Genomic DNA, 17779 nt, shown 5'->3' with positions numbered 1-17779 from the left:
TAATTCTACCAAAATCATACGCATATGAAATGCAGACTGTTACTCTTTATTTTTTTCTGTACCTGTTCGCTGGCATCCATCGCCCAAACGGATTACACGCTGGTGATGGATCGCGTCCGCGAGGAACAGCTATCCTCGGCGGGGTCGATTACCACGCTGAATAGCAATGTGGCGGCTACGCTGGCCACCCTTAAAACGAATGGCTCCTGGCCGGACATCATCTATAGCAATGTCTCCAACTACCAGGCGGCCACCCACATCAACCGGGTGAAAACTTTTGCGCTTGGATATATGCACCCCAGCAGTGCCTACTATCACAACGACACCCTTTTTGACGCCATTACCCGTTCGCTGGACTACTGGGACACCCGCGATCCGATAAGCTCGAACTGGTTTCACAACGAGATATCCAACCCGCAGCGGATCGGGGAAATACTCATCACGCTGGAAACCGCGCCTCTCTCCCTGCCCTCCACCCTGCGGAGCAACCTGATATCGCAGATGAACCGGGGCAATCCCGCCAACCAAACAGGCGCGAACAAACTGGACGTTGCCACACATTTCATTTACCGCGCCTGCCTCACCGCAAACGCCACGCTCATGAACACGGGGGTCACACAAGCGTTCCAACCCATCGTCATCACTACCGGAGAGGGCATCCAGCCAGACATGACCTTCCAGCAGCATGGCCCCCAGCTGTATATGTCCGGTTATGGCCAGGGATTTTTAGCCGGCGAGGTAAAAGTTGCCACCTATCTGCGCGGTACAACCTGGGCATTGTCCAGCACCAAGCTCACCCTCCTCAGCAATTTTGTGCGCAATGGATTTTTGAAGGTCCTGCGCGGCAGGTATATCGATTTCAGCGTAAGCGGCCGCAGCATAAGCAAGGTCAATCATCTCTCCCAGCCAAACACCGGCACGATTACGAAGATGAAGGCGCTGGATACCACACATGCGGCAGAATACGATGCAGCCATTGCCCGCCACGGCGGCAGCCAGCCGCCCTCTTACATGATAACGCCCCTGCATAGACATTACTGGCATTCCGATTATACGGTGCATCACCGCCCGGGTTATTTCTTTGGTCTGCGGAACGTATCCACGCGTACCGCCAAGTCCGAGAACGGTAACAAGGAAAACCTGAAAGGGTATTATCTCTCTGAAGGCGCAACCAGCATCCAGGTGAATGGCCCGGAATACTATAATATTTTCCCCGTGTGGGACTGGGCGCGGATACCCGGTACTACAGTACCTGTTATCACTACGTTCCCGCTTCGCGCGGAATGGGGCGATGATATTGATAATCGCGGCAAGGCATCCTATTCCGGCGGCGTTTCCGATTCTGTATACGGCGCAATAGCGTTGGCTTTTAACGACTACAACACACAGGCACGCAAATCCTGGTTCTTTTTTGACAACGAAGTGGTTTGCCTTGGCGGGAACATAAAGTCCACCGCCTCGCAAGCCATCAATACCACCGTGAACCAGTGCCTGCTCAACGGCAATGTGACCGTATTCGAGGGTGGCTCGCAAAGCACACTGGCTACCGGCTCGTACACTTATAACAATACGCTGAAATGGGCATCGCACGACGGTGTCGGGTATTATTTCCCTTCGGGTGGCAACATACGCCTGACCAACCAGGCCCAGTCCGGCACCTGGAATAGCATCAACAACAACGGCGGCTCCACCGCCACACAAACCATGAACGTATTCAAGCTCTGGTTCGACCATGGCACTGCCCCCACGAACGACAGTTATGCATACTATGTGGTGCCCGGGCAGGATATGGCCACTTACGACACCTCGCAGGTGCGCATACAATACAATACCAGCGGTATACAGGCAGTGCGCCATGTGGGTCTGAATGTCTGGCAGATGATGTTTTACACAGCCGGTACTTTCACCAAAGACTCCGTAACCATTACGGTGGACAGGGCTTGCGCCATTATGCTGAAAGGCGTGGGAACTACCAATGTGACCATGCACATAGCAAGTCCTTCGCAGTCCTCCACCGCGGTAAAGGTATATCTTGATCTTCCGAACATTCCGCAGACAAGGCTTCTCAACTGCACCATGCCTTCAGGTAACTCAGCCGGCTCTTCGGTCGTTTATAACGTCAATCTTTCGACACCGATACACGGAACGAGCGGTTCGATACCCGCGATTGCGGACTCATATGTGCGCGACGGCGCTACTTACGAAAATGCGAACTTCGGCACCGTCACCTCACTGATGGTCAAAAAAGACGGGGTAGGTTATACGCGCGAAACCTTCTTCAAGTTTAATGTATCCAGCTTACCTTCCAATACACAACAGGTGAAATTGCGGCTGCGTGTGAACTATGCAAACACCGACATCACTACCGTGCCGTGGATAGCCCAGTACGTAAGCGACGACAGCTGGACGGAAACCGGCATCACCTGGAACAATATGCCCGCCGTTACTTCCAACCTCGATACCATACAGGCATTGGCCGCAGGCAACTATGCAGAATGGGACGTGACCGATATCGCGATAGCCCAGCAATCGGCGGACGGGATACTTACCCTCAAGGTCGTTTCCAATGGTACCGGCGCTTTGACGGACGCAAACTTCAGTTCAAGAGAAACCACCGAGACGGACAGGCGGCCTTCGCTGGTATACACTTCCAGTCCTCCTCTTCAGCTCAGGATGCAGTCGGCAATATCCAAAGAAACAATTTACCAGGGCACAAAAGTATTCCCCGTTCCGGCAGGAAATTTTGTGCGGGTACAAACGGATCGCGTGTACAATAAAGCGGAATTGAGAGACGTTTCCGGACGTGTAGTAAAACTGGAAATATTAGATGGTAGTCAGCAGTTCGAGATCAATCTTCAGCAGCTGCCGGCAGGCTTGTACTTCCTGCAGCTGAGCGGGCCGGAGAGAAATGAAACCAGGAAGGTGGTGAAGAAGTAAAAGCTGAATTGTTTTTTCTAATGAAATTCCCATAAACTATGCCCTCTACTTTTTTAAAATGAGCGTAGATAATCTATTTCCTTGCGATGTAATTTCAATCCTGATGGTATAAATATATTTACCATAACATGACGTAAGACGCAATACGGCCGCTTCCTGAGAGCGGCCGTATTGCGTCTTACGTCATGTTGTGTTTTTCTGTATATCTTTCCCTCGATATCTTTTTTACTCAGCAATGCGGAGCTGCTTATAAACCTGTCGGTTGTGAATGGAGATTATTTTTTGCAATTCCTTAAGCATGAAGAATTTCAAAGGCAAAAGAACAAATTATGCACCGGTGCAATTCAATCAGCAATTTCAAACACAGGGATTAAAAAATACTCGTTCCTATTCCTGAATATAATGACCAACTCCGCATTGCCAATCTCTTAAGCAAAGCCGAAAACCTGATAATCCAACGTAAGGAGAGCATCCGATTGCTCGATGAATTTTTGAAAAGCAGTTTCTCTAACTTCTTTGATAACCCTATTACCAATAGAGCAAAACTAAAAGTTGTTAAATTAAAAGAGTTGACTACTTTTTTAACCAGCGGAGGCAGAGGTTGGGGAGAATAACATATTTTAGAAATTACCAAAAAACACAAGTAGGATCGAATTAAAAAAACCGCTACTAGAGCGGGTTTTAAAAAATGAGCTAAAAATAGTCGGGATGACAGGATTCGAACCTGCGGCCTCGTCGTCCCGAACGACGCGCGCTACCGGGCTGCGCTACATCCCGATTCTTTTAGTAGCTATTCAAATGTAAGAAGGATTTTATTTATTTGCCAACATTTTACCCGGAAAATTCTTTTCAGACCAATTTCCGCAATGCGTGATAGTGTAGTCATTCCCGTTGAATTAAATGATAATTTAAAAGGGGAAAACCGTAGTTTTAAAAGATCTACGCTTTATCAAAATAAAAAAATGGGAAGAACTTATTTAATCGCTTCACTGCTCTTATTACTTTTGGTACAAAGCCATTTATCTGCCCAGAACCGGTGGGAGCTGGTACTGGATCGTGGTATTTCCTGGAAAGTTGGAAATAATGATGTGCATACCGATCATATAGAAATGAGCGGAAAACAGGTCTCCGTCATTCTTACTTATGGTACAGATAAAGATGGGATGCTGGTCAGTAGTAAACAACTGATCTTCCCTATGCTCAGAACGATCCCCAATAATACACATGCACACACCATGTACACGTTCGGGACAGAAATAAGCCCGATAATAAAAATTAACGGCAGGATAATAAAGGAGAAAGTAAAGGAGTGCTATCTGAAAGGATGGCTGCGCATGGATTCCGATGCCGGTAATAAAGTACAGATCTCCCGGATATTTGCGCCTTCCGTTGACCAGGCATTTGCTGTTGAGCAATTTATATTAACCAACAACGGGGAAAAGGAGATAGCAGTAGAAGTAGAGGACTTTGAAAAGAATTCCAGAAGCAGTGCAGAGAAAAGTGTGTACGGTGTATATGAACTGAAGGCCGGATCACAGCACAGCGGTGTGTATAAACTAGCGTCCGGTGATTCCATTAAGTTTTCGATGGTTTATTCCGGCAGAAAAATAACAGCGCCCGCATTTGGTGAGGTGGATGTTACTGCTGAAATCGGAAAGCGACAGGCATTTGTTGAAAAGATGTTTGGCAACCTGCGTTTTAGCAGCCCCGATCCTGTAATTAACAGGATGTTTGATTTCGCCAAGATCCGGGCGATGGAAAGTATCTTTGCCACCAAGGGAGGACTGGTACATAGTCCTGGCGGTGGCAGCTATTATGCGGCTATCTGGGCAAATGATCAGGCAGAATATGCCAATCCCTTTTTTGCGTATTCCGGCTACGAAACAGCTATTGAAAGTGGGTTGACTTCCTGGAGGTGGTTTTCAAAATGGATGAACCCCGCTTATAAGCCCATTCCCAGTTCTATTATTGCCGAAGGCGATGGTTACTGGAACGGCGCCGGCGACCGGGGCGATCAGGCTATGATAGCTTATGGTGCCTCCCGGTTTGCCCTGGCGCTTGGCGATAAAGCCAAAGCAAAGGAAATATGGCCCCTGATAGCCTGGTGCCTGGAATATTGTAAAAGACAGATCAATAAAGATGGTGTGGTAACTTCCGACAGTGATGAACTGGAAGGTCGCTTTCCTGCGGGGAAGGCCAATCTGAGTACCTCTTCCCTGTACTACGATGCCCTGATCCATGCTGCGAAGTTAGGAAGGGATCTGGGGGTTGATAAAAAACAATTGCTTGAATATGAACATACCGCTGCACAGTTAAAACAGCATATCAACACTTTCTTTTCAGCAAATGTAGAGGGCTTTGATACCTACCGGTATTACGCCGGCAATACCAAACTCCGCTCCTGGATTTGTGTACCGCTGACAATGAATATTTTTGACCGTGCCAAAGGAACACTTGATGCTTTGTTTTCTCCTTTATTATGGACGGATGACGGATTGCTCACACAATCCGGTGATAATACTTTCTGGGATCGATCCACGCTTTATGGTTTACGGGGAGCCTTTGCGGCAGGCGCCACGGAGAAAGCCCTTTTGTTTTTAACGAAATATTCCAACCGGCGGTTGTTGGGAGCGCATGTACCATATGCGGTAGAAGCCTGGCCGGAAGGGAATCAGCGGCATTTGTCTGCTGAAAGTGCGCTCTATTGCAGAACCATCACAGAAGGGTTGTTTGGCTTTGAGCCGGAAGGGCTTTCGCAGTTTTCTGTAACTCCACATTTGCCGGAAGAGTGGAAGGGGATGTCGCTCAAAAACATGGTGGCATTTGGTGGTAAATCTATTGATATACTTATTGAAAGAGCGGGTAAAAATATTCAGACCAATGTATATGTGAATGGTAAACTACATAAGTCTGTCACCCGCAAACCGGGTACGCCCGTACAGATCAGCATGTAATTACCCGGGCAGGTAGTGATTTATTGATAATTTGTATCTTCCCGGTATGAAAATGAGTCACTACCTGCGACAGGGGAAATCCGAAAACTATCAGGATGCAGAAGAGAAAGGGCTGCTGAAGGCAGGGGCAGTAGCTACGTTATTGTCAAAGCAATTGGGAATGAAGATTACGGCAAAGGAGCTGGAAGTATTTGCAACGGAATGGCATCATGCCGGTGTGTTCAAGCGGGGCGATGGCCAGTCTTTCCAGGGAAGAAAGGTATATTTCTTTTCACCTGCCGGTATAGAGAAAATAACACGGGAGAAAATTCAGGCCAACCGGGATAAAGCGGCTAAGAAAGCACCACCCGATACGCGACATGTGCAGGGCTGGTACACACAGTATTTTCGTATAACCGACCCCGTTAGCCGCCGGAGCTATAATAAACCTTTTATTGGCATCTATACCGGCCCGGTAAATAAGGCGCCTAAAGGATTCAGGGCATTGGCTGATGAGGCCTTTGCTGCGGCTGAGAAACTGCGCGGAAAAGAACTGAAGGCAGGAGAGATCCCCCGGTTTTAATATTCCGGCTTTTTGCTTACCTTAAATGAGGAAAATTACCGATGGTATGAAAAGCTTACATACGTTGCCACTTATATTAAAATATACTTCGGAACAACCCCGGTTTAGTTTGCTGGACTCTGTAAAGAACAGGATCACCTTGATAGCATTCTGTAGTGCTTTCAGTTTTCTGTTCATGTATATTTTTCTGCCGTTTAATATTAACATGTGGTATGAAGGTCAGCAGATAGCACTGGCGCAATTATTCGGGATCTTTACCTTATGCGGCGTTGTGGCTATGTGTATCTCACAGTTCCTGCTGGTCCGGATAAAATGGCGGGAAAAGCTGACCAACGCCACCTACCTGTTCTGGTTCCTGGGGGAAATTGTGCTGATTACCACTATTGTGACGATAGTAGATGTGATGGTAACAGATACCCTTTTCCTCTCCTGGGCCGAGTTTGTCAGTACACTCCGTTATACCGCCCTTATTATACCCCTTCCTTATTTTATTGCCCTGCTCTGGTTTTATACCCGGGAGAAATGTGCCCTGCTGAAAACACTGGAAGAAGTACAGCAGTCTGCCGATAAAACCGGCACCGGCAAAGATACCTGTCTGCTGATCCGGGATGAACATGATAAGCCGGTGCTTACCCTGCACCCCGCAAGATTATTGCTCATCAAAGCAGAAGATAATTATGTGCACATATTTTATATGTCGGGTAGTACAGTCAGCAAAGAACTGGTACGCACTTCCCTGAAAAAACTGGAAGCACAGTTAGCTGCTTCCGGCTTCACCCGTGCACATCGTTCCTACCTGGTCAATATCTCCAAAGTGGTACTTTTTAAGAAAAATGCAAAAGGACATTACCTGCACATTGAAGGATTGGATGATGTAGTGGTGCCGGTATCCAATACCTGTTTACCTGTTTTCCAGGAACACTTCCGTTAATTCTTCTGACTTTCGCCCCTCATAACCCTGTTTTCACCCCAAATACGCTGTCATCGCACATGTAGCTGGTTGGTTTTTGTTAATATCGCCGTAGTACTTAGCACAATTTCACGGTGTAAAACAACCATCAACCAGTCTAAAATTTTTGCTGCCGATGATCAGAACCATCCTTTTAAGTGCATTATGTGTTGTTGCTATGCATACCCTGCAGGCACAAAGTATCCTTTCCGGGAATGTCCGTAACAGCGTGACCAAAGAAGTGGTACCTGCTGTATCGGTGACCATGAAAGAAGCACCCAATGGTGACTATACCAATGACCAGGGGAATTTTAAATTCTCCACAAAAAAAAGTTATCCTGTTATCCTGATCTTTTCATCCCTTGGATTTGAAACAAAAGAGCTCACCGTTACGGCTGCCGGATTTCAGCGGATAGAGCTGTTACCCGCTTCTGTACTGGGTCGGGAGGTGGTGGTATCCGCCAGCCGCAGCGTACAGAAAAAAATTGAATCCCCTGTTACCATTGAAAGAATCAGCACCAAAGACATCATCAATTCACCCCAACCCAGTTATTACAATATGTTGCAGGGGCTGAAAGGGGTGGACATTACTACTTCCAGTCTCACTTTTACCACAGTCACTACCCGCGGTTTCAATACCAGCGGCAACACCAATTTCACACAGATCGTGGATGGGATGGACAACCAGGCGCCCGGTCTTAACTTCCCCCTGGGCTCGGCTATCGGACTAACAGAGCTGGATGTAGATAACCTGGAAGTGCTATCGGGTGCATCTTCCGCCTTGTATGGTTCCCGTGGCCTCAATGGCACCCTGGTAATGACCGGCAAGGACCCTTTTAAATACCAGGGACTAAGTGCACAGATCACCCAGGGAGTGAACCACGTCAGCAAGGGTGTGTCCAATGACCCGTTGGGACCTTCACCTTATTACGACTGGACTGTGCGCTGGGCTAAGAAAGTAAATGAGAAATTCGCCTTCAAAATAAATGTACAGTACACCCAGGCAAAAGACTGGATTGCTACAGACACTTCCAATACCAATGGCCCGGGTGGCCCCCTCACGGACCCCAACTACAACGGGGTAAATCTTTATGGCAGCAAAACTTCGGTAGACATAAATCCTTTCCTGCAGGGCGCACTGGCAATGGTGCCTGAGCTGGCACCGATCATCGATCCATTACTGGAAAACGGCAGCAACTATGTGGCTCGCACCGGCTACCCCGAATATGGGTATTTAAGCAGCGATGCCAAACTCTTTAAAGCCAACATAGAGTTGCGGTATAAGATAAGGCCCAGGCTGGAAGCGATCCTCTCAGGTACTTTCGGCAAAGGAAATGCTGTATACAGTAATGATACACGCTACGCCTTAACAGGTTTCCGGCTTGGGCAATACCGCGCCGAACTGAAAGCGGAGCATTGGTTTGTCCGCGCTTATACCAGCCAGGAGAATTCCGGTAACACCATTATCGCCAGTCCTACTGCGCAACTGCTCAACGAAGCCTGGAAGGAAAGCTACAATGCCAATACCCAGGATGGCTGGTATCCGCAATATACTGGCGCACTGCTGGAGGCAATGGCTGCCGGTAAAAGCTATCAGGAGGCCAGCGTTATGGCCCGCGGTTTTGCCGACCAGGGCAGGCCGGAAGCTGGTAGTCCGCTTTTCCTGCACCTGAAAGATAGTATCGCTTCCCGTCCCACCTCGCAGGGAGGTACGCTATTCCTGGATAAAAGCAAACTGTATAATGTAGAAGGACAATACAACTTCTCTCATCTTATCAAATTTGCAGAACTGATTGCGGGGCTGAACTATCGCCTGTACCGGCTGGATTCAAAAGGGACCCTTTTCCCGGATACGGACGGCCCTATCGATGTAGCTGAATATAGTGCGTATGCCCATCTCTCTAAAAAAATTATCAGTGATAAACTATCCCTGAGTGCAGCTTTTCGTTATGATAAAAATACCCTGTTCGAAAAAGCCCGCATCACTACCCGGGTATCGGCAGTAGCGGAGGTGAACAAGGAAAGTTTTATCCGCTTCTCTTATCAGAATGCTTACAGCTTCCCGTCTAATATCCAGTCGCTGCAAAGCACGCCGATAGACTATAACAGCTACGCTTCCGGAGGCTCTGCGCGTTTGCTGGACGGGGTCTATCATTTTAATCAGTACCCCGCGTATACACTCAACAGCGTAAATAAATACCAGCAAAGTAATAACCCTGCTGACCTGGAAAAATTTACCCTGAACGATATCAAACCACAATCCGTAGATGCGTTCGAGTTAGGTTACTCTTCCCTGATCGCCAAATGTGTACTCATCGATGTATTGGGATATTATTCTACCTGGAAAAATTTTATCGGCTATGTAAATGTGGCTAATACCCCCGGTACGGATGACGTAACGGCTTTCAAAGATCACAGCACTTATGTGGCCTATAACATCGCTTACAATGGGGCGGAAAAAGTAAATACCTACGGGTATGCTGCCAGCGTGAGCGTAGATCTGTCGCATAATTTCCTGGCAAAGGTCAATTTCTCTTCTGACTTTCTGAAGAACAGGAACAACAGTCAGGTGAATAATTTCAACACGCCGAACTATAAGTTTAATATCGATTTTGGTAACAGCGGATTTGGAAAAAAAGAACGATATTCATTTAACACAACTTTCCGCTACAGACCGGGTTATTATTACCAGATAGGCTTCGGCAGCGGCACAGTGCCGGCTTCTGCTGTCATCGATGCACAGGTTAGTTACCGCCTCCTTCAGGCGCATTCAACAATAAAACTAGGCGCTACCAATATCACCAATAAGTATTACAGGACCGGCTTCGGAAGCCCGGCTATTGGCGGTATGTATTACGTAACCTATGCCTACAACGTATTTTAATTTGTCAAACAAAAAAAACATGTATATGAAAGTACTTGGCAGAAATTATTTTTATCTGCTCCTGATCGGCCTGGGATGCTCACTGGCGGCTTGTTATACGCCGGTGGAAGAAAACAGTGGGGGATATAAAACAAAGCTGACCTTTGGCCCCGGCGATGAAACCAAAATAGCCGAAGCCTTTCTGTCGCTGACAGACAGCAGCAGTATTTCCTTAAAAGCAGGTACCTATAAGTTCGATAATCTCAGTATAGCACAGGTAAAACATATCCTGATCCAGGGAGAAGGTGCTGATAAAACTATCCTGGATTTTTCCGCTCAAAGTCAGGGTGGTGAAGGTATCCGGGTAACAGATGTAAAGGGTTTCAGTATTGATGGCATGACCCTGCGCGACTCCAAAGGTGACCTGATCAAGATCAATAAAAGTGAAAATGTGGTGATCACCAATCTCCATGCTATCTGGACGGTATCTGATTCTACCAGCGGCGGTTATGCGATCTATCCCGTGCTGTGCAAAAATGTGCTGGTAGAAAACTGCTACGCACAGGGAGCTTCTGATGCCGGTATTTACGTAGGACAATCAGACAGCGCCATCGTCAGAAAATGCAAAGCCTATAAAAATGTGGCCGGCTGCGAAATTGAAAATACCTCCAATGCAGAAGTGTATGACAACGAATTTTATGGCAATACGGCCGGCTTCCTGATCTTCGATCTGCCGGACCTGTCAAAACGTGGGGGACATGTAAAAGCATATAACAACAACTTTCATGACAACAATGAAAAGAATTTTGCCAAGTCCGGCAGCTTCGGATCTACGTGGGGAGTGGGCAATGCCGCACCTGGCAGCGGTGTAGTGATCCTGGCAGCATCGGATATCGAGATATATAATAACAAGATCACCAACAATAACTCAAGCGCAATTTCTATTGTATCAGGATTTTTTATAGATGAGAATGCCGGCGCCAAAATGAATGAACATTATTTCCCTATACCTAAAAATGTTCATATCCACGACAATATACTGGAAGTGGGTAGCGCCTTCCCGGAAGTGATGTATGAACATCATACCGGTAAATTACTGGCAGGAATCCAGCAAAAATTAAATGCGCTGGACCCCTCCCGCAAAAACGAACGGCTGCCGGCTATCATCTATGATGGTATTTCTACCAACATCCTGACTAAAGGTACTACTGCCAACCCGGATTCCATCTGTATTCAGCAACAGGGCACCAACCTGTTTGTAAATGCAGATGCATTGCACATGATGTCAAAAGACTGGCGTCCAAATACGGATATCACACCTTTTGTTTGTAAGTAAGTTTTTTTTAATTTTTTAGAGAGATGAGGAAGTCTTGTTTAATATTAGTGTTGGTTGTTCTTTTTATTGCCGGTATGCACAGCTGCAAACAGAAACCAGCGAAAACCAGCCAGCAAACAGCTTTTCAGTTTAAAGATAAATTATCTGCTTATGGGTTTTTTACAGGGGTATTAAAAGAATTGTTACCCCGGAAAGGAGTAGTCAACTATGAGTTGACTACTCCCTTATTCACCGACTATGCAGTAAAAGACCGCTTCATTGCGTTGCCGGAAGGTAAGGTCATTAATTATACGGAGCATGGTTCGCTGGATTTTCCGGATTCGACATTCATCATTAAAAACTTCGCCTATACCAATCCTGCTCATCAGAAAGTGATGATCGAAACCCGGTTGCTCTTTAAAGATCCGGCGGATCAGACCTGGAAAGTAATGAACTACCTCTGGAATGAGCAGCAAACGGAAGCCGTGAAGTGGATCATGGGAAAGAAAATACCTGTCACCTTACTGGACGACCACGGAGAAGAGGTATCCACCGTTTACCAGGTGCCCAATACAAACGACTGCAAACGCTGTCACATCAATAACAGTGTCCTGACACCTATCGGCCCCAAAGCGCGCAACCTGAATTTTGTGCGCGCCGGCCAGTCTGAAAACCAGTTGATGCAGTGGGCTACCAGCGGCATCCTGCATGGGTTGCCGGTTATTGAAAAGGTACCGCGGCTACCGGATTGGCGGGACAGCACCCATTATAATGTGGCAGAACGCGCCCGGGCTTACCTGGATGTCAACTGCGCCCATTGTCATACCAAAGGGGGCGATGCCTTTAATACGGGTCTGTTCCTGGAATACGAACAAACCAACAGGGACCATATCGGTATCATGAAATCGCCTGTTTCCGCAGGTGGTGGCGCCGGTGGTCTCGACTACGACATTATCCCCGGCGATGCCATCCATTCCATCCTGTTTTACCGGATGAACAGCACCGAACCCGGCACCGCGATGCCGGAACTGGCCCGCACCCTCATCCATAAAGAAGGTGTGACCCTGATCAAAAGATGGATTGACGAGATGAAGTAAAGCGAAATATTATTAATAAAACATATTCATTGCTGCAATCGGTCCCGGAGGGACCGCACCTTGGTAAGCCGGGGTTTTAACCCCGGCACATAATACTGGTAGCGGGTTTCAGCCTATATCCCCCCTGGTGGGAATTAAATTCCTGTTAAAATTTTCCCGATTTCGCAAATCGTTTTCCCGATCCGCGCGCATTTAAAGTTCAGCCCGGTGTTCCTTTGCGTAAAATTTATAGGGTTGAAACATATATACTTAATCATCAGTCTGGTCTTGGTAAATCTTTCGGTAATGGCACAAAATGGTGCCATCAAAGGTAAGATCAGTACGGCTGACGGCGAGCCCGCAGCATTTGTGACCATCGGTCTGAAAGACACAAAGAAAGGAACATTAACAAACGAAGACGGTGTTTTTACCTTGAAGAATGTAAAACCCGGTTCATATACACTGGTAATATCATATACAGGTACCCAGACTATCAATAAAGAGGTGTCTGTAACAGCGGATCACGCAACAGACGTTGCTTTTTCCCTGCAGGCTACTTCCAGCCAGCTGAATGAAGTAGTAGTGGATGGTACCAGAACAAGGACCATTAACAGGAAACCGGTTACCATAGGCAAAATGCCGGTACCGGTGATGGACTTACCGCAAAGCGTGGCTATCATTGGTCATGAAGTACTGGAAGATCAGCAGGCACAGCGCATGAGCGATGTGGTGAAAAATATCAATGGCGTGTACATGGCCTCTCAGCGGGCAGGTACACAGGAAACCTTTAACGCACGTGGTTACGGGTTCTCCAGCACCAATATGTTTAAAAACGGTGTTCGTGTTAACTCTGGCGCCATGCCGGAAATGAGCTCACTGGAAAGGGTAGAAGTACTGAAAGGCAGCGCCGCTATTTTATATGGTAACGTAGCTCCCGGTGCAGTGCTGAATATGGTGACCAAACAGCCTAAGTTTACTTCCGGTGGGGAAGTAAACCTGAGAGCAGGTAGCTATGGTCTTTTAAAGCCTGCGGTAGATTTCTACGGTCCTCTCTCTTCAAAAATAGCTTACCGCGTAAACGGTACTTTTGAAACAGCTGACAGCTACCGCGATCAGGTGCATTCAAAACGTTATTATGTAAATCCTTCCCTGTTGTTCAAACCGAGCGATCGTACCGAAATACTGTTGCAAGCGGATTACCTGAAACATGATTTTACCCCTGATTTTGGCATTGGCTCTATCGCAGATACCAGTATTATCAAGGTGCCCCGCAATACATTCTTTGGCGCGCCCTGGCAGTATGCTCATACACAGCAAACGACCGCTTCTGCCAATATCAAACATAAACTGAATGACAACTGGAGCATCAATGGTATCGTTTCCTATTCAAAATATGACAGGGACTACTATTCCCTGGAAAGAATCCAGGCTAAAGGCGATAGCACCTGGCAGCGCCCTTTGGGAAGAAATGCTACCAACGAAGATTATTATGCAGCACAGATCGACCTGACCGGTAAATTCAGGACCGGTTCCCTGGAACATACTGTGCTGGCTGGTGTTGATGCCGACAGGTACCTGACAGGCAGCTATGCTTACGGTCTTCCTTCTATCAACAAAACTGCCGGTATCTACGATATCGTAAACGTATATGACCTGGATAAATTACCCCGTCGTACAGATATGCCTGTTGATACCCTGAAAACCAGGACCAACGCTCCTATTAACCGTTTTGGCGCCTACATACAGGACCTGGTAAGCATCTCTGAAAAACTGAAATTACTGGCGGGTGTTCGTTTCTCTTACCTGGAAACAGCATCACCGATGGCATATGATTTTGCGTCAGGAACCAGTAAAGCAAACAGTGTTGCCAAATATGACCACGCATTTTCTCCCCGCGTAGGACTGGTATACAAGCCGATTGCTTCAACCGCCATCTTCGCCAGCTATTCCAACTCCTTTACGCCGAATACAGGATTTGATATCGATAGCCAGGCACTGAAGCCTTCTATTATTGAGCAATATGAAGTAGGTGTTAAGAATGATTTCTTCCACGGACTGTTGTCAGCTAACCTGACCTTATACCGTATCAGGAATAATAACTTTTCTCAGACTGCACCGTTTGCAAAAGACGGATCACAGAACAATAACACCAGCCTGAAAGCATTGATAGGTGAAACCCTCAGCCAGGGTGTGGAAGTGGATATCGCCGGTCATCCGTTACCAGGACTGGATGTGATTGCAGGCTACAGCTATAACAGCATGACCATTGAAAATACACCTGATGTAAAAGGTGCGACCATTGCGGGTCAGCGTTTGGTAGGAAACCCTAACCATACTGCTAATGCCAGCGTATTCTATACTTTCCAGGAAACGAAAGTGAAAGGGCTGAAACTGGGCGCCGGTTTCTATTACATTGGTCAGCGTTTCTCCGGTTGGAACAATACGATTGGTCAGACACAGACCTACGACAGAATGATTTCTATTCCTGGTTATTCCACCCTGGATTTCTCCGCAGGATATGCTTTCAAACGTTTTGCTGTATTGGGTAAAGTTTCCAACATCACCAACACATACAGTTATTATGTGCATGAAAACTACAGCGTAAACCCGATTCCTCCTACACAGTTTGTAGGCACGGTATCGTATAAATTTTAGGATTTAAATTGCCCCCTCCCAGCCTCCCCCGAAGGGGGAGGAGAAAGGAAATTGGTCTTATTTTGACCTTTGATTACAATCATTTTTCGGATAATACGGGAGTATCTTATTTGACCAGATTGACATAATATTACCTACCTACATTAGATAGCCACCTCTACGACGAAAATAAGCCCTCGCTTCCTTTCTCCTCCCCCTTCGGGGGAGGCGGGGAGGGGGCAATTTAATAGCACATCTCTAAATACATTCCCCTTCTACCAACGGTGTCGTATCAAATTTAAGAGCCTTGTCGTCACTGTTAAATACCGGGATTCCTTCGCTATTTACACTATCTGTTAGTGCTTCAAATGCCTGGTTGCCGGAAATCCTGAATACCACTGGTCGTGTGCTGAGGGTGCCTTCACTCATAAACTGGTAAGCGGCACGTAGAATACCATCGTGGATGCTGCCGTTGATCTCTCCCGTATTTTTATCTTTCTCAAAATAATTATATATTAATTTACCGCTAACGGTGGTGTCCTGTATGTTTACATGCAGGCTGACAGAGTCTTTGCCGGTAACTTTTATATAACAGGCGTTGGTATTTGTACTGACGGTTTTTATAGTGTCAGTATTTTTATTAGTTTGGGTGCCCGTCTGGTTGCAGGACATAACAGCAAAAACAGTGAGTGATGAGAGCAGGTGTAGTGTTTTCATATACTGAATATAACGAAAAGCGGTAAATACGGCAGCCGGTATAAGGATTAAATTGATAAAAATTTCCAGGATGAAGTTCCCATTGATTGTATTAACGGGCCTGTTGTTATATACAACAGCCTGTTCAGGTAAAGCTGGCATAGCGATATCACAACCCGTTGAAAAGCCCGATACACCTACAGTAGCCGCCTGTAACCGTTGCGTGGTGGTAGCGGAACAGTCGCAACACCGCATTACCATTGCAGACCTCTCTTCCGGCGCTGTCATATGGGAGTGGAAACCGTCTGCATCCAATGTGGATACTGCGCATATAAAATGGTTTAATAATCCCAGCGATGTGAAGCCGGTATATCATAATAAATTTATACTGATGACTGCCTCCGGTGGGGCGGTAGCACTCATTCGTATTGCTGACAAGAAAGTAGTGTTTTATGCCTATGCGGGCGGGAATACGCATTCCGCCGAGATCCTGCCGGATGGTAATATTGTGAGTGCCTCCAGTACCGGCAATCACCTGACCTTGTTCAGAACGGACACCACAGCCTTTCCCGGTAACGTATATACGAAAACGGTACCGGTAGATTTTGGGCATAACGTGGTATGGGATGCGGATCATCAGCGGTTGTGGTCTGCCGACAGACATAAAATGTGGTCTTTCAAATACAATTTCAACCGCGAAGCGCCCGATCTGATCGTGGATACCTCCTTTACTTTACCGGGTGAGGAAGCGCATGACCTGTACCCCGTGTATGGTGAAAAAACATTGTGGCTTACCAATACTACCCATGTTTATAAATTTGATATAAATACCCTGCAACTCAAACCGGCAGGAATTATACAGGATAACATCAAAAGTGTGTCTTCCGGCCCTGCGGGTTATCCTACCATCGTAGCAAAGCCCAATGAATCGTGGTGGACAGACGAAATACTGGATGGAAACGGGAAGCGTATATTTAAGCAAAAAGGCTGGAAGATATATAAAGTTCGTTGGCTGATTCCTGAATAGCTCGGATGATGCCCCATAAAATGCAGCTCCTTTGGGGCTGCATTTTTTTAATGCCAGAAAACGGCTGTCAGGGCAACAATTAGCCCATAATCCTTAAACTCCTGGCGCATTACCTGCAACGACTTACCCATATGTTTTTCCACTGCTTTAACGGAGATGCCTAAACGATGGGCAATTTCCTTGTTGGAAAGGTTATCCCGCCGGCTGAGCAGAAAAACCTCCCTGCTGCGTGCTGTTAGTCTGTCGAGGGCTGCCGCAAATCTTTTCTCCAGTAATTTGAAGTCGTAGCCATTTTCGGTTTCGGATATTTGCGCTACGGGGAGCTGTTTATGGTGTTGTTCATGGATCAGTGAATTTCTCAGTTCATTCAGGATCCTGTTCCGGAGTGCACTATGGAGATATGCTTTGATGTTTTGTATGTCTGTGAGGGTAGAACGTTTTTTATAAAGCGCAATAAATATCTCCTGTAGCATATCTTCCAGCAGGTGGGGGACCGGAAATTTTTTGTATGCGCTGCCATACAGCGCAGGTGCATGCCGCTGGTACAAGGTTTCAAAGGCCTTGTTATCATTGTTCGCCATCAATTTTATCAGAGCCTGATCCTCTAGTGCGGTATACTCAGTCATGCTATCCACTTATGGCGGCGCTGGTTGATTTCCGCCTTGCTTTAAACCCATAAGATAGGTAAAAACCGACTTTTCTCATAAACCGGGCGAAAAATAAATTTACAGGTGGGGGTAGGGTTAAAGAAAATTGGTGTGTCTTA

11 protein-coding genes and 1 tRNA gene are annotated in these 17779 nt (G+C 46.8%); 9 read left to right on the top strand and 3 right to left on the bottom strand.

Annotated features, from left to right (window positions below; all coding sequences use genetic code 11):
- Positions 1–24 precede the first annotated feature (24 nt).
- The gene (locus ABQ275_RS15535; RefSeq protein WP_349314062.1) at positions 25–2937 is read left to right on the top strand and encodes a polysaccharide lyase family 8 super-sandwich domain-containing protein; all 2913 of its coding nucleotides are present in this window, start codon (positions 25–27) and stop codon (positions 2935–2937) included.
- Between the two features lie 703 nt (positions 2938–3640).
- Here the strand turns inward: ABQ275_RS15535 and ABQ275_RS15530 are convergent.
- Positions 3641–3714: transfer RNA gene (locus tag ABQ275_RS15530), tRNA-Pro, on the bottom strand.
- Between the two features lie 185 nt (positions 3715–3899).
- On the opposite strand from ABQ275_RS15530, the gene ABQ275_RS15525 reads away from it, so the two are divergent.
- From ABQ275_RS15525 to ABQ275_RS15495, 7 genes are all read left to right on the top strand, one after another.
- Positions 3900–5891, top strand: a complete 1992-nt coding sequence (locus ABQ275_RS15525; protein WP_349314061.1) for a hypothetical protein — start codon at positions 3900–3902, stop codon at positions 5889–5891.
- 46 nt (positions 5892–5937) lie between these two features.
- The gene (locus tag ABQ275_RS15520) at positions 5938–6453 is read left to right on the top strand and encodes a hypothetical protein (RefSeq protein ID WP_349314060.1); all 516 of its coding nucleotides are present in this window, start codon (positions 5938–5940) and stop codon (positions 6451–6453) included.
- Positions 6454–6499: 46 nt separating this feature from the next.
- The gene (locus ABQ275_RS15515; RefSeq protein WP_349314059.1) at positions 6500–7384 is read left to right on the top strand and encodes a LytTR family transcriptional regulator DNA-binding domain-containing protein; all 885 of its coding nucleotides are present in this window, start codon (positions 6500–6502) and stop codon (positions 7382–7384) included.
- Between the two features lie 154 nt (positions 7385–7538).
- Positions 7539–10286 carry a carboxypeptidase-like regulatory domain-containing protein gene (locus ABQ275_RS15510; RefSeq protein ID WP_349314058.1) on the top strand — a complete coding sequence of 916 codons (2748 nt, stop codon included), beginning with the start codon at positions 7539–7541 and terminating at the stop codon, positions 10284–10286.
- Positions 10287–10311: 25 nt separating this feature from the next.
- Positions 10312–11601: a parallel beta-helix domain-containing protein gene (locus ABQ275_RS15505; protein WP_349314057.1), complete on the top strand. Its 1290-nt coding sequence runs from the start codon at positions 10312–10314 to the stop codon at positions 11599–11601.
- A gap of 23 nt (positions 11602–11624) precedes the next feature.
- The gene (locus ABQ275_RS15500; protein WP_349314056.1) at positions 11625–12677 is read left to right on the top strand and encodes an SO2930 family diheme c-type cytochrome; all 1053 of its coding nucleotides are present in this window, start codon (positions 11625–11627) and stop codon (positions 12675–12677) included.
- Between the two features lie 285 nt (positions 12678–12962).
- Complete coding sequence (locus ABQ275_RS15495; protein WP_349314055.1) at positions 12963–15311, top strand: TonB-dependent receptor; 2349 nt, start codon at positions 12963–12965, stop codon at positions 15309–15311.
- A gap of 237 nt (positions 15312–15548) precedes the next feature.
- Here ABQ275_RS15495 and ABQ275_RS15490 read toward each other — a convergent pair whose 3' ends face one another.
- On the bottom strand, positions 15549–16007 hold the full coding sequence (locus ABQ275_RS15490; RefSeq protein WP_349314054.1) for a hypothetical protein: 459 nt from the start codon (positions 16005–16007) through the stop codon (positions 15549–15551).
- A gap of 70 nt (positions 16008–16077) precedes the next feature.
- Here ABQ275_RS15490 and ABQ275_RS15485 point away from each other — a divergent pair, with 70 nt between their 5' ends.
- Positions 16078–17013 (top strand): DUF6528 family protein, encoded by a 936-nt coding sequence (locus ABQ275_RS15485; protein WP_349314053.1) that lies wholly within the window; start codon positions 16078–16080, stop codon positions 17011–17013.
- 47 nt (positions 17014–17060) lie between these two features.
- Here the strand turns inward: ABQ275_RS15485 and ABQ275_RS15480 are convergent, their stop codons facing one another.
- The gene (locus tag ABQ275_RS15480; RefSeq protein WP_349314052.1) at positions 17061–17594 is read right to left on the bottom strand and encodes a sigma-70 family RNA polymerase sigma factor; all 534 of its coding nucleotides are present in this window, start codon (positions 17592–17594) and stop codon (positions 17061–17063) included.
- Between the last annotated feature and the right edge of the window lie 185 nt (positions 17595–17779).

Source organism: Chitinophaga sp. MM2321 (assembly GCF_964033635.1).
GTDB lineage: Bacteria > Bacteroidota > Bacteroidia > Chitinophagales > Chitinophagaceae > Chitinophaga.
Note: the sequence above shows the minus strand (reverse complement) of the source record. Positions and strands in the feature narration are given on the sequence as shown.

What these genes read in the sequence shown, in the direction of transcription:
- ABQ275_RS15500 (WP_349314056.1), top strand. Translation starts at nt 11,625, where the DNA reads ATGAGGAAGTCTTGTTTAATATTAGTGTTGGTTGTTCTTTTTATTGCC.
- ABQ275_RS15505 (WP_349314057.1), top strand. Translation starts at nt 10,312, where the DNA reads ATGAAAGTACTTGGCAGAAATTATTTTTATCTGCTCCTGATCGGCCTG.
- ABQ275_RS15495 (WP_349314055.1), top strand. Translation starts at nt 12,963, where the DNA reads ATGGCACAAAATGGTGCCATCAAAGGTAAGATCAGTACGGCTGACGGC.
- ABQ275_RS15515 (WP_349314059.1), top strand. Translation starts at nt 6,500, where the DNA reads ATGAAAAGCTTACATACGTTGCCACTTATATTAAAATATACTTCGGAA.
- ABQ275_RS15535 (WP_349314062.1), top strand. Translation starts at nt 25, where the DNA reads ATGAAATGCAGACTGTTACTCTTTATTTTTTTCTGTACCTGTTCGCTG.
- ABQ275_RS15485 (WP_349314053.1), top strand. Translation starts at nt 16,078, where the DNA reads ATGAAGTTCCCATTGATTGTATTAACGGGCCTGTTGTTATATACAACA.
- ABQ275_RS15480 (WP_349314052.1), bottom strand. Translation starts at nt 17,594, where the DNA reads ATGGCGAACAATGATAACAAGGCCTTTGAAACCTTGTACCAGCGGCAT.
- ABQ275_RS15525 (WP_349314061.1), top strand. Translation starts at nt 3,900, where the DNA reads ATGGGAAGAACTTATTTAATCGCTTCACTGCTCTTATTACTTTTGGTA.
- ABQ275_RS15520 (WP_349314060.1), top strand. Translation starts at nt 5,938, where the DNA reads ATGAAAATGAGTCACTACCTGCGACAGGGGAAATCCGAAAACTATCAG.
- ABQ275_RS15490 (WP_349314054.1), bottom strand. Translation starts at nt 16,007, where the DNA reads ATGAAAACACTACACCTGCTCTCATCACTCACTGTTTTTGCTGTTATG.
- ABQ275_RS15510 (WP_349314058.1), top strand. Translation starts at nt 7,539, where the DNA reads ATGATCAGAACCATCCTTTTAAGTGCATTATGTGTTGTTGCTATGCAT.